This window comes from uncultured Aquimarina sp., assembly GCF_947495315.1.
GTDB lineage: Bacteria > Bacteroidota > Bacteroidia > Flavobacteriales > Flavobacteriaceae > Aquimarina.
Window position 1 is genome coordinate 182,213 of the sequence record NZ_CANLYD010000003.1, and the last position, 14,988, is coordinate 197,200.

Below are 14,988 nucleotides of genomic sequence, written 5' to 3' on the forward strand. Positions count from 1 at the left end.
CTACTTAATCATGGTACCAACACCAAGAAATAAGAAGGGATGGCGTGTATATGTAAAAAATATACATCAGATCCTTTTTTGTATACTAGCAATATCAATCTCATTTGGTCTTGCCGTCATATCCGTACTAGATGTATATGATGGAACAGCAGGACCAATAATGACGACACAAACCTGGCCAGCAGGAACTTTTCTTTCTAATTTTCCTGAAGGAGATAGAATCAATACATACCATCGTAACTATTTAATGATTAATGGGCAAGCGGGAACAGGTGTTTGGGATGTATCTAACCCAACTGCTCCTAAAAGAGTGCAATTTAGTGAAGCCGCCAATAATGGACATCGGTGGTGGAAATTAGAAGGAGATTTGTTTTATCGTGAGTATTCAGTTCCAGAAGTAGAAGGAACGGGATATAAATATTTGGATCTTTCTAATATGTTAGAAAGGAAACCGATCACTTCCTCTGATATTTTATATACCGTACAAGATGGGCAATCTAATTATGATAATCTGGAAACATTTCCTCACACTATAGATGGAAACAGAGTATTCGATATGAGAACAGGAGCTCAGGTAGATGATATACCAACTACTGTTTCTTTGCCAGATGTAGTGGTTCGAATCGGGAATTACGTTTTTTATGCGCCACAAACTGGAGATATTAATGTATTTGATTTTGGAGATCCTGAAAATATAAAATTTCTAGGATCTTTTGGAGGAGATATACCTCATGAACAGTATAGTACAGGTTTTCAACTATGGAGAAATCACTTAGTCTTTATGAGTGGTAATGAAGGTCCTAATGCACTGGTAGCATTTGATATTAGTGACCCTACAGATGTAAAACTGGGGTTTAGTTTACATTCTGATCAGGTTACGTTAGGACGTTATATGATATTTCAGGATGAATACGGATTTTCTGGTAGGTTTGATAGAGGTGTAAAATTCAATTTTGAAACGATGGAAATTGAACAAGAGTTTTTTCCACCTTCAAGTGATGAAACTTTACAGTTTATAGATAATCAGTGGATGCCAATTGGTCATATTTTGATTGCTAGTGGAGATGATAAAACTTCGATTTTTGCGCATCAAGATGGTCTGGATGAAACACCTCCAACTATGGGTCATCACTTTCCTATTTCTGGAGCTATCAATCAACCGGTAACATCTACAATAGGTTTTGTAATAAATGAAACTTTAGATGATCTTACTATTAATGATGAAACAATACAGGTAAGTCCTTTGGGAGGATCACCGATAGAAGGAGATGTCACAACTACTTCGTATCAGGTGATTAATTACGCACCAAAACAAAACCTCTTGCCTAACACCACGTATGAAGTAAAGTTAGTAGAAGGAGGTATAAAAGATGCAGTAGGTAACGGAATGGAAGAGTATATCTTCTACTTTACTACTGGAGGCGATTCTTCTAATCAATCGCCAAAAATTGCAGGAATAGATTTAAGTATTGCTTCTCCTGTGACTATTGGGTCTGTAATAGACTTTACCGCAGATGCAAGTGATCCAGATGGAAACCCGCTGAGTTATCGATGGGATTTTGGAGATGGTTCTCCAAAAACAGAGTGGATAGGAAAAAATACTTCTCATACATACACAGAAGCTGGGAATTATTTATTGCAAGTGCAAGTATCTGATAATAATGGTGGTTTTGTAGTAGGTTCCCAATCAATTGTAGTAGTTACATCTGTATCGGCAGATTTACCTACTCAATCAAGCCCAATAGCTATAGATGCTGATAATAGAGTAGTATGGTCTGTCAATCCGGATAATAATTCTGTTACGATGGTCAACGCAGATGACTTATCCGTAATCAGAGAAGTAACTGTGGGTGAAGACCCGGTAAGCATAGCATTGGATTCTGAAGGGAAAGCTTGGATTACCTGTAGAGACTCTGATGAGGTATATATAATTAAGAAAGATGGTTCTTTGGAAACAAAAATAGCGTTAGATAGAGGATCTAATCCATATGGAGTTGTATTTACACCAGATGGCAGTCGTGGTTTTATATCCGCTTTTGGGTCAGGAAAAATTTTAGAAGTATCTCCTGTTACTAATACTATAAAAAGCACGTTGCAAATAGGAACAACTCCTCGCGCATTAGCCGTCAGTGGTGATGGAGCTAAGCTATTAGTTACAAAATTCATTTCACCGGATGAAGAAGGTCAAATTTGGGAAGTGAATCTAGATACATTTACCATAAATACTACGATTTCACTTCCTATAGATGATTTTACACAAGATAATGGAAATGAAGGAAGAGGCTTACCAAATTATATATCAGGTATAGCCATTCATCCTAATAATAAATCTGCTTGGTCCGTAGCCAAAAAAGATAATATTCTAAGAGGATTAAACAGAGATGGAAAACCATTGGTTTTCGATAATGTAGTTCGTACAGCAATTTCTCCTATTAATCTTATAAATGGTCAAGAAGATGTTTCGAAAAGATTGGATATTGACAATCATGGCCAACCATCATCTGCATTATATACTCCTACTGGTAATTATTTGTTAGTTACCATGCAAGGAAACAATAGAATCGTAGTGATAGATCCTAAAAAAGGGCTGGAGTTACTAAAAAAAGATGTGGGTAAAGCACCTCAAGGTCTAGCAATTGATCCAACCACAAATCGTGTTTTTGTAAAAAACTTTATGGATCGTAGTATAACGGTTTTTGATGCAGCAGATATGATCAAAACTGGTAGCAGTACTTTAGAAGAGCTAGCTACTGTTTCTACAGTTGGTAATGAAACATTAAGTTCTGTTATACTAAAAGGGAAACAAATATTTTATGACGCTTCAGATTTAAAAATGGGAACTGATGGATACGTCAGTTGTGCTACCTGTCATATAGACGGAACTCAGGATGGTCGAACCTGGGATTTTACAGATCGAGGAGAAGGATTACGTAACACCATCTCTCTTATCGGTAGAGCAGGAACTGGTCACGGAAGAGTCCACTGGAGTGCTAATTTTGATGAAATACAAGATTTTGAAAATGATATGCGCTCTCATTTTAATGGACAAGGTTTTATGAGTGATACAGATTTTAATGAAGGTACTACTGCACTTACTCTGGGAGATGTTAAGAAAGGAAAATCAGCAGATCTGGATGCATTAGCAGCTTATATAGAATCTCTAAATAGTTTTAGTCCAAGTCCATATCGAAATAATGATGGAGGTTTAACAACAGATGGCGTTGCAGGAAAATCTTTATTTGAAGATTTAAAATGTGCCTCTTGTCATAGCGGAGAAGCTTTTACAGATAGTAAAACAGGAAAACTACACGATGTTGGAACTATTTCCGCCACAAGTGGAAATCGTCTGGAAAAAGAATTAGTGGGTATAGATGTCCCCACATTAAAAGATGTATGGGCAACAGCACCTTATTTGCATAATGGAGTTGCTAAAACCCTAGCAGAAGTGTTTACAGCTAATAACCTGAATGATGCACATGGAGCAACTTCCTCCTTAAATACTAATCAAATAAAACAGTTAGAAGCATATATTAAACAGATTGATGGATCAGAAGTAGCTCAGGAATCTCAACAAATACTAAAAATATCTTCGCCTGAAGATGGTATGAATATAGATAAGGCAGATCCGATAAAATTGAGTGTAGAAACCAATATTGATGGAATTACTAAAGTTCAATATTTTGTAGACAATAGTATAATTGATGAGGTAACCGCTGCACCTTTTGAGTCAACCTGGACTCCTATAATTTGGAAAACCTATTCAATCTCTGCCAAGGTGTTTTACAATAATGGAAATACAGCTTCTATTACTCCAGAAGCCAACATTAAGTATAAAAACATAATTAAGGTGATGTTTGTTGTTGGAGATAAAAATAACCTAACATCAGAAGATCAGAGGATTAAATCTCGTTTAGAACAAAAATTAGGATTTACCATTACGCTCTTTTCTGATGAAGAAGCTACAAGTCCTCAATCTGCTAATCCATTTGATATGGTATTAATTTCTTCGACTGTGGACCCTAGAGAACTAGGTAATGATTTAGAAGGAGCCAGAGTTCCATTAATGACTTGGAATCCATTTATGTATGGAAAACTAAGAATGACTTCTGGAGAATTAAATACGGGCTTTGGTATCACACAAGATGGATTCTCTACAATTACAGTTTCTGATCCAACACACCCTATGGCAGCAGGTGCAGAAGCAAGTACAGCTTTGTATTCGATTACGCAAAGTCTGCCTTTCGGAAATCCTACAGAAGAAGCAATTGTAATCGCTAAAGCGGGAACATTACCGATTTTGTTTGGATATGAAGCAAGTTTGTCTATTCCTTCAAGAAGAGTTGCATTTCCTCTTAGAGATCAGTTCATGCATTTATTAACAGAGGATGGATTGGATATGTTTGATGCTGCTGTATTATGGACACTTCATGGTGGAGATTCAGATACGCCTATAGGTCCATTGCCAGATGTGTTTTTTAAATCTCCGATAGATGGAGAGTTGGTGAATGCTCCTTTAAAAATAGATTTTGATACAGAAGGTTGGGATTTACCATCACAGCAATATAAACTAAGATTTAAAATTGATGGACAAGATCGAGGTTTAATTACCACAGAAGGAGAGTTTATGGATGGTACAGCATTGTCAGAAGGACCTCACGAATTGACTTTGCAAATGGAACGCAGTGATAATTCTCTAACAGATTTAGGCGAAACAATCACGGTTATTGTAACCAATGATCCATTACCCGAAAATCCAACTGCGATTATTCAGTCACCATCAGATGGTGGATTAGTAGGACCTGATTTCGAAATAGAATTTTCTACTTATAAATGGGATATTACTCCTGGCGGACAACATGTCAAGTATTTTATTGATGGAGTAGAGCAAGGTTCGATGTTTGAGATAGCGCCAATACCAGTTTCAGGCTTGTCAGAAGGTGTGCATACAATTATATTATCGCTGGCTACAGAAAATGGTGAAATCACTGGAGATTCAGCCGAGATTACAATAACTGTTGATGAGAGATTTAATAATCTTCCTGATACTGATTTTAGCTTAGAATATAGAGATAATAGTTCCGGAGTGTCTACACCAGAATTGAAACCCGTATTTCAGATTGTAAGTGAATCATCAGAAAGTCATGCGCTAAGTGATTTTAAGATTAGGTATTGGTATACTCCAGAACATACTACTGCTATGGATTTCAATATAGATTATTCTGCTGTAGAAGGAACTGTTGGTACTTTTGAAAACAATCCAGAAAATAGTTATCTAGAGATCGGTTTTACTGCATCTTCCGGAAATTTAAATGCCAATAGCAAGTCTGGTCAAATTCAAACCAGGTTACATCATTCAGGTTTTCAGACTCATAATCAAGGGAATGATTATTCGTATGATCCTGGTAAAACTTCTTTGAAACCACATGTGTTAACTACATTGTATTATAAAGGAGCATTGGTTTGGGGATTAGAGCCAGATGGTAATGAAATATCTAATAGAAAACCTAATGCGATTATTAATCCAAGTGTCACATCTGGAATAGCACCGCTATTAGTTGATTTTGACGGGTCATCTTCTAGTGATCCAGATGGTGATTCATTAAGTTATTCGTGGAATTTTGGTAATGGTAATACAGCTACAGGAGTTACGGGTCAATTTACCTTTGATACTCCAGGTGACTACGAAGTATTGCTAACTGTAGATGACGGAAATGGTGAATCTGATATAACATCTGTTATCATCAATGTAAGCGATGAAACTCCTATATTGATTTCTAACTTTACTGCAACTCCAGTTTCAGGAAATGTTCCTTTAGTTGTGGATTTCGATGCATCGAGTTCCTTGTACCCAGATGGATCTAGCATTACATATATCTGGGATTTTGGAGATGGAAACACTAGTGATTTAGCGAATCCTTCGCATACGTATACCGTATCAGGATCATACGCAGCAACCCTAACTATTAGTGATGGAATCCTTTCTAATACTTCAGACCCTGTTACAATTACAGTTTTAGAAAGTAACATAGCTCCAGAAGCCAGTTTCGTCATGTCTGTCACTTCTGGAACGGTACCACTATTAGTGAATTTTGATGCTTCCGCATCTTCTGATGCCAATGGTGACAATTTAGAATATATCTGGGATTTTGGAGATGGAACAACAGGGGATGGAGTAAATATAAATCATGAATATACCGCTATTGGAGAATATATTATTTCTCTAACTGTTAGTGATGGAATTTTATCAGATAGTCAATCGCGTACTATTATTGTAAATGAATCAACAGGTACTACTGACTGTAGTTTTGGTGCCCCTATGAGTACTCCATTACCTGCATTACCAAATTTCTCCTATGATCATGTATATGTTTTAGGAACAGGAGGACCAGATTTGAGTAATGTAACCAATTTTACAATTAATTGGGATTTACAAAATAATGGTTTATGGCAATGCTCTATGAATACCAATAATGGTAATCCCGGTTGGTGGATTGACTTGACAGCAAGTATAGTCAGTCAGACATTCCACCAAGTAGGACCGACAATAACTTTTTCTGGAATAGGAATATCAAATTTTGATGGATCTTATGATGTAACGATGGATGGGAATAATTTAGTACTGGTTTCTAAAAGCGGAGCATATACGATATACTTTAGTAACGAAAATAGTGCTCCAAATTGTGAAAGCCTATTAAAGGATCCATTTATAGAGGATGGTTTGGACAAAGTGAAAGCATTTCCAAATCCTGTTACAGAGTATCTCACTATTCAAAGCGAACAAGATTTAAAAGGAAGTTTGATTAGGATTGTAGATATAAATGGAAAGATCTTATCATCAAGAAACATTCAAAAAAGCTTAAAAACAATACGATTGGATATGAATATGTTCAAATCAGGGATGTACTTTATACAGATTAAGCACAATAAAAGAACAGTAATTAAACGAATTACTAAATAAAAAAACCACCGTTAGATCTATTTCCTTTATAGATCTAACGGTGGTTACAAAATAAGAATCTAAAAAATAAACTTTCAAAAAAGAAATAATTTTTAACACTCAAAATAGAGTGATTTTAGAATCGGGGGATTCACAAGTAAGATTAGTTGGAATAATAATTATCAATTCAAATTTTGATTAACACACACAACTAACTCTTTTAAAAATGAAAACTAACATTAAAATTTTATTAATAGCGAGCTTGCTTTTTTGTACGCATCTATTCGCTCAAAAACAAAAAGCTGCTCCCATGGGTTTTGTATATGCAGAAGAAGAAAAATTCATGTTGGACGGCAGGCCTTATTATTTTTCTGGAGCCAATGTATATGATTTTTTCACATATGGATCTTCTAGCGGAGATATTGAAACACAATTCATGGATAAAGATCGTATCGATGAGCATATGCGAAGATTGTATAAAAATGGAATTAGGGTTGTAAGATTATGGGGGTTTAGTCACGAGGATTGGCATGGTTTTGAACCTCAGAAAGGAGTATATAGTGAAGCTCAATTTTCGTTATTTGATTATATCATTAAGTCCGCTGAAGCTAACGGAATAAAACTGATAGTTGCGTTAGAAAACTATTGGAATGATTACGGAGGTATCAAAGATCGTCTTAAATGGGAAGGGATCGATGTACAAGGTGCTGGAGAACACGATCAGGGACAGTTTTTTACCAATGCAGCTGCTTTACAAGGGTATAAAGATTACGTAGAATATTTTCTTACTCGTGTCAATCATTATGATAATGTAGAATATAGAAATGATCCTACGATTTTGGCTTGGGAATTAATGAATGAGCCTAGATACCAGGGATTTGGTGATGATGTTACTTCTGATGTTCTCAGAGCCTGGGTTGATGATATGGGAGCCTTTATTAAAGCGATTGATCCCAATCATTTATTGGGAACTGGTTTAGAAGCTCACGGAACAAAATATAATTTTGGTGGAGACGAGGGGAATGACTTCATAAAAATCCATGAGTCTCCATACGTCGATTTTACTTCTGCTCATCCTTACATTAGAGAAAGTTGGTCCAATTTCACATTGGAACAAACAATGAAATTGATGGAACAATGGTCGAATGAATCCCATAACATCATAAAAAAACCCCTGTATATAGGTGAATTTAATGTGGAGATCCAAGAACGTTATGAATGGTGGGAAGAAATGTACACTTTTATTGAGGAAAATAAAATTGGTGCGAGTGGCTTTTGGTGGTTTCCTGATAACAATACGCCTAGAGATAAATTTGGAGTATTCGAAGGTGATGTCGAAGTGGCAATTTACAAAGAACACGCGCTGAGAATGGAAACAATGTCAGGAGGAGAAGCCATTTATCTATCGTTATTATCTCCTAAGTCGGGAGATACATATGTAACTGGAAGTATCGTGCATATAGAAGCAAATTTGTTAAATGAAAATAATACTATTCAAAAAGTAGAATTTTTTAGTAATGGAGAATTGGTTGGAGAAGATATTACAGCTCCCTATGAGTTAGACGTATCTGGGTTATCAGATGGAAATTATACAATTACTTCTGTAGCAACAGGAATTAATGGAATAACCAAAACATCAACACCTAGAAATATTCAGATAGGAGGAGACGGTGTATTGTCCTTAGAATATAAAGATGCTTCTACAGAAGCGCTTACCAATGTCATTAAACCACACTTTAGACTTTTCAATAACTCATCACAGGATGTCGCATATTCAGATCTTAGCATTCGTTATTGGTTTGAGACAGAAGTTAATTTACCTCTCAATTTCTTTATAGACTATGCAATGATAGGAAGTAGTAACGTTAATGGACAAATTGTTAATACGGAAGGGAATAAACATTATCTAGAAATTACATTTGATCCTGCAACAGGAATGTTAGGAAGAAATGCGGGTTCTGGTAGAATGGAACCCAAAATAGCCAATAGCAATTGGTCCGAAACAGATCAAACAAATGATTACTCCTACGATGGTACCAAGAAAGAATTTGCAGAATGGGAAAGAGTTGCCTTATATCTTAATGGAAAATTGGTAAGTGGCCTAGAGCCAGAAACAAGTGTCGATACTCCAACAGCAGTAATTAATGCATCTACCATCAGTGGAGATGGACCTTTATCTGTGACATTCGACGGATCAGGATCAACAGACCCAAATGGAGATATTCTCACGTATAGTTGGGATTTTGGAAATGGAGATACTGCTACTGATGCAATAACATCATATGAATTTACAGAATTTGGAGAAGCTAATGTTACGCTAACTGTAGATGATGGAAACGGAAATTCGGATACCGAAACAATTACGATTGCGGTTACAGATCCAAATGTAGCTCCAGTAGCTGTTTTTACAAGCGATATCGAAACAGGAATTGCACCAGTACTTATAACTTTTGATGCTTCAACATCGACAGATGTAAATAATGATGTATTATCATATTCTTGGGATTTCGGCAATGGTGATACTGCAACAGGAGTACTTGTTGCGTATCAATTTGAAACAGTTGGAGAATTCGATGTAAAGCTTACTGTGAGCGATGGTAAAATTGAAGATTCAATAACAAAAAAAATAACAATTTCTGATGGAAATCCTATCGCAAATATTGTGGCTAATGCAATTTCAGGTCCTGCTCCTTTAGAAGTTACATTCGATGGTTCCGGCTCTGTAGATCCTTCTAATAATATATTAAACTACTCCTGGAATTTTGGAGACGGCACGACAGAAACAGGTCAAATAGTAGTACATACCTTTGATACAGTTGGATCTTATATAGTAACCCTTGAGGTAAATAACGGACAAGGAGGAATAGATACAAACGCAATAACCATTCAAGTACAAGAAATACTGCCAGTTTCAGATATATCAGTAGAATATAAAGATGGTGGCAATGGCAATTCTTTGGATAATATGATCAATCCTCACTTTAGAATCTCTAATAATAGTGATCTCACTGTTCCTTATCAGAATATAACTGTTCGATATTGGTTCACTTCAGAAGATAACAATAACCTTAACTTCTGGTGCGATTGGGCACAATTAGGAACAGGATTTGTCAATGGAGTCTTTGGTCAACAAAATGGCCTAGATTATCTAGAAGTTTCATTTGATTCGGCTTCAGGCGCACTGGCTCCCGGACAGAATTCAGGACCTATACAAACAAGATTCGCCAAAGCTAATTGGAGCAATTTTAATGAAAATGATGACTACTCTTATAAATCATTACTTGCCGATTATCAGTTTAATAACGAAATGACTTTGTATGTAGAAGGAAACTTGGTTTGGGGTATAGAACCTGCCACTTCCTTAAGATCAATGGATTTGATAGAAAGCGTAAAAGTTTATCCGAATCCGACTAAAAACCATATTAATATTTCAGGTTTTGAAGTTCTTGAAAAAACCGAAGTGAGATTGACAAACCTTGTCGGGAATGTAATTCGTAGCGCTAATCCAAAAGCAACACAATCTATGATAACATTCTCATTAGATAACCTGGACAGAGGGATCTATATTTTGGAGATTAAAGATGTAATTCAAAACATAATTTCGAGAAGAAAAATTATAGTTAATTAAAAGTTAAAAAATAACCACCAACAGTAGGACATAAGTCCATTTGATCCAATAAGATGCCAAAAGTCACTGTGGTTAATTGATCAGCTATAAATCGAATTCTATATGCATTTGAACGAATTCTATTTCATAAAGGTCACTTAATAGTTTTGTGAAAAACAACAAGCTTATGAAATCTTAACTTCGAGAAGTTTTAAATTATTTTATACGTGTTAAAAGCTGTTAACTAGCTAGTTATTGAATTTTTTAACATAAAATTAAACATAATATATAACGTTCTTTGAATACTTACACTAACAAAATAAATACCTTAAAACCAAACACACACAAAAACAATTCAAATCATGAAACTAACTAAACTCAACGTTTTATTAACATTCTTGTTTCTTGGGTTTTTGCTCCAAGCACAGACTCCAGAAGGAGAATTAAAAAGATGGCACAAGGTCACTTTAACCTTTAATGGTCCAAACACATCAGAGACCGCGAACCCAAATCCGTTTTCGGATTATCTATTAGAGGTAACTTTTACACACTCAGGAAGTAACAGGAATTACAAAGTTCCTGGCTATTTTGCTGCTTGCGGAAATGCGGAGAACAATAGTTGTGCCTCCGGAAATAAATGGAGAGTGCACTTTACACCAGATCAAACAGGAACCTGGAACTGGTCAGCTTCATTTAAGTCAGGATCTAATGTGGCCATTAATGGTGGAGGATCTAATGCTGGATTTATGAATGGAGATACTGGATCTTTTAGTATAGCAGAATCAGATAAATCCGGTAGAGATTTTAGAAGTAAAGATCTGGGTAGACTAAAATATGTTGGAGAACACTATTTAAGACATATTGGTACAAACCCTAACAATCCTAATGGGAACTGGTTCGTAAAAGCAGGCGCTGATGCTCCAGAAAACACACTTGCTTATGAAGATTTTGATAATACACCTAATAGAGGTAATAGAAGAAAAAACTGGAACCCTCATCAGCAAGATTATGTTGCAAGTGATGCAAGTGGATACACTTGGGATGGTGGAAAAGGAACTGAATTATTAGGAGTAGTAAAGTATTTGTCAGATAAAGGAGTAAATGCATTTTCGTTTTTGACATTAAGTTTACACGGTGATGATGAAAATGTATTTCCGCATTTATTAAAAGTGCCCGTTTCTACATATAACGGTTACAATGATGGACAGCAATGGAATCAGGGAGTACATAAGGATAGATTTGATGTTTCAAAATTAGCTCAATGGGAGAAAATATTTGAATATGCTGATAAGAAAGGAATGTATCTTCATTTTAAAACAATGGAAACCGAAAACGATAATATCATGGATAATGATAATTTCGGAAGACAACGTAAATTGTATTATCGAGAGTTAATAGCTCGTTTCGGTCATCATTTAGCCCTTAACTGGAACCTTACAGAAGAAACAACTATACCAGATAATGTGGTAAAAAGTACTGCTAGCTATATAAAGCAACAGGATCCTTATGATCATAATATTGTAATACACACATATCCAGGACAGCAAGACCAAAGATATAATCCTTTATTAGGAAATAATTCAGAGCTTACAGGAGCGTCTATCCAAACGGATAAGAGCAAAGTCCATAATGATGTGAAACGTTGGTTAGAAAAATCTAGAAATGCAGGTAAAAAATGGGTTGTAGCTAACGATGAACAAGGAAATGCACAGATTGGAGTAGATCAAGATGGTAAAGATGACAAGTTAGTACGTCACCAAGTTTTATGGGGTACGTTAATGGCTGGTGGAGCTGGTGTAGAATACTATTATGGATATAGTACAGGACAAACTGACTTAACAGCGCAAAATCATCGATCTAGAGATGGTAAATATTCTGATGCGGCTAGAGCATTGCAATTTTTTAATAATTACTTGCAGGATGGATTAGTAAATATGGTTTCCTCCGATGGAGTAACATCTGATAACAATGATTATGTTTTGGCTAAAGCAGGAGAAATTTATGCAGTATATAGACCGAATGGAGGTGCTACGGGCCTTAGTTTACCTTCTGGAAACGCAGAATACAATGTACAATGGTATAATCCACGTGGTGGTAGCGGTTTAACCAATGCAGCGACGCTGGGTGGAAACCTGGTAGCGCCGGATAATAATGACTGGGTTGCATTAATCAAGAAAAAAGATGGTGGTGGCACGGATCCTGATCAGTGTGTGGCTTTAGAGCAAAACGGAATTGTAGCAGTAGAGGCCGAACACTTTGTAGATCAATCCAAAGTAAATGATAGAAAGTGGTATGCTCAGGATGGTAGTGCAGCTACACCAACTCCAGATCCGGATCCGGATCATTCTTCTGGTGCGAGTAGTGGAGGATATTTAGAAATCTTACCGGATACAAGAGTAACACATAGTGACCCACTTGTTAATGGAGTTAGTTTTAGCAATACTCCAGGACAGGTTGCAATCATTAATTATAAAGTGAAATTTACGACTCCTGGAAAATACTTTGTATGGGTACGAGCACATTCTACCGGATCAGAGGATAACGGAATCCACGTAGGTATCGATGGAAATTGGCCAGCATCAGGAGCTAGAATGCAATGGTGTGCAGGTAAAAACCAATGGACCTGGGAGAGTAAGCAACGAACTAATGCCAATCATTGCGGAGAGGCAGAAAAAATATACATAGACGTACCTTCTGCAGGTGTCCATACGATTTCTTTCTCTATGAGAGAAGATGGATTCGAAATGGATAAATTCGTATTGTCTAAAAGTTATACAAAACCAACAGGAAATGGCCCTGATGAGGTATTGGTAGATTGTGGTGATGAAAACAAGCCTCCTCAAGTTTCAATAACTTCTCCAACAAATGGAGCTAGTTTCCAAATTGGTCAAACTATTCCTTTAGTAGCAAATGCATCCGATACTGATGGAACCGTTTCTAAGGTTGAATTTTTTATCAACAATAACTTGGCCGCTACAGAGCAAGTGATACCGTATGAAACCTCGACTACGATTGCTAATCCAGGAAATTATACGATAACCGCTAAAGCAACAGATAACGATGGTGCTGTAACTACGTCTCAATCTGTAAATATTACTGTTGAAGATGATTCAGTTCCACCAACTGATGTTATTGATATTCCAGGATCTTTTGAAGCTGAGGAATTTGAGTTAAAATCAGGAAGTGTTCGTATAGAAAACACTCCAGGAACAACCTCTGGTAAAAACTTAGGATATATCAAAAATGGAGATTTTGTAGATTATACGGTCAATGTTGATTCAAGTAGTGAGTATACATTTGATATTTATGCTTCGAGTAAAGGTGTAGGAGGAAAAGTGGATATTGTTGAATCAGGAACTGTTGTTGGTTCTATAGATATTCCTGTAACAGGACAATGGCATAGTTATAAGAAGTATTCTACTACAGTTTCTTTATCATCAGGAGAGAAAATACTTAGATTATCATTTAATGGAGGATTAGGATATTTATACAATATAGATAAAGTAGTAACTACAAAGATTCAACCTGTAGAACAAATAGTTACTTTATCTCCAATACACGACGCATTTTTACAAGGATCTACAAGAAACAATTCTGATATGGTTCGTGTAGAGTTAAACAAAAGAACAGGATACTTGATGTTTGATCTTTCTTCTATCAACGGAACGATTACCAAGGCTGATCTTAAGTTTACGGTATACTCAGATGCAGGAAACGGAAACATAAGTGTCAATAAAGGTAATAGTAATAATTGGACAGAGACTAATTTATCTAGCTCCAATAAACCGGGTAAAGGTGTTCAATTAGGAACATTAAATGCTAATTTCCCAGTTGGTAGTACTAAGACGATACCGTTAAAGACAGCTCAGATTTCGGGTAATAAACTTTCATTAATTATAGATGCGCTTTCAGGTAATGATTTTGCATTTGCATCTAAGGAAAATGGATCGGTTACTCAAGCTCAATTAGTTATTACTTATGATACTAATAGAGATGATAATCTTGATAATTCTAATGATATTACTTTTTATCCAAATCCTGTAGTCGATGTAATTAATATTTCTGGAGAAACTGCCGGTAAGACTATCAAAATGTATAATGCTATTGGAGTTCTTGTCAAAGAAGTAGTACTACAAGAAAGTCAAAACACCATCGATATGAGTGATTTATCATCAGGAATCTATATCGTCAATATTTTGGAAGCCGGTAAAACGAATAAAATTCTTTCTGCTAAGAAGGTATTGAAACGTTAAGTAAACCCCTTTAATCATTATCAAATCGATGATAAAATTTTAGGGATAGAAGAGTAATAAACGATTTATATTTGATATCGCTTATTATCAACCTAGGAGATAATAACACAATTCGGAATGATTAATAATCATTTCTGGGATTGTGTTATTATTTCTTATTATAGATTCTTAAAACTCTTTAGATTTTATTC

The 14,988-nt window shown here is 35.8% G+C and carries 3 protein-coding genes; all 3 read left to right on the plus strand.

Annotated features, from left to right (window positions below):
- The first annotated feature begins 10 nt into the window (after positions 1 to 10).
- The 3 genes from Q0910_RS06600 (at position 11) to Q0910_RS06610 (ending at position 14,797) form a co-directional block, all read left to right on the plus strand.
- Complete coding sequence (locus Q0910_RS06600) at positions 11 to 6,958, plus strand: PKD domain-containing protein (RefSeq protein ID WP_299213798.1); 6,948 nt, start codon at positions 11 to 13, stop codon at positions 6,956 to 6,958.
- 205 nt (positions 6,959 to 7,163) lie between these two features.
- Positions 7,164 to 10,565, plus strand: coding sequence for a PKD domain-containing protein (locus tag Q0910_RS06605; protein ID WP_299213800.1), 3,402 nt, complete (start codon positions 7,164 to 7,166; stop codon positions 10,563 to 10,565).
- Positions 10,566 to 10,906: 341 nt separating this feature from the next.
- Complete coding sequence (locus tag Q0910_RS06610; protein WP_299213802.1) at positions 10,907 to 14,797, plus strand: carbohydrate-binding protein; 3,891 nt, start codon at positions 10,907 to 10,909, stop codon at positions 14,795 to 14,797.
- The last annotated feature ends 191 nt before the right edge of the window (positions 14,798 to 14,988 follow it).

Bases quoted from the DNA above. Each gene is read 5' to 3' on its own strand.
- Q0910_RS06600 (WP_299213798.1), top strand. From the start codon at position 11: ATGGTACCAACACCAAGAAATAAGAAGGGATGGCGTGTATATGTAAAA.
- Q0910_RS06605 (WP_299213800.1), top strand. From the start codon at position 7,164: ATGAAAACTAACATTAAAATTTTATTAATAGCGAGCTTGCTTTTTTGT.
- Q0910_RS06610 (WP_299213802.1), top strand. From the start codon at position 10,907: ATGAAACTAACTAAACTCAACGTTTTATTAACATTCTTGTTTCTTGGG.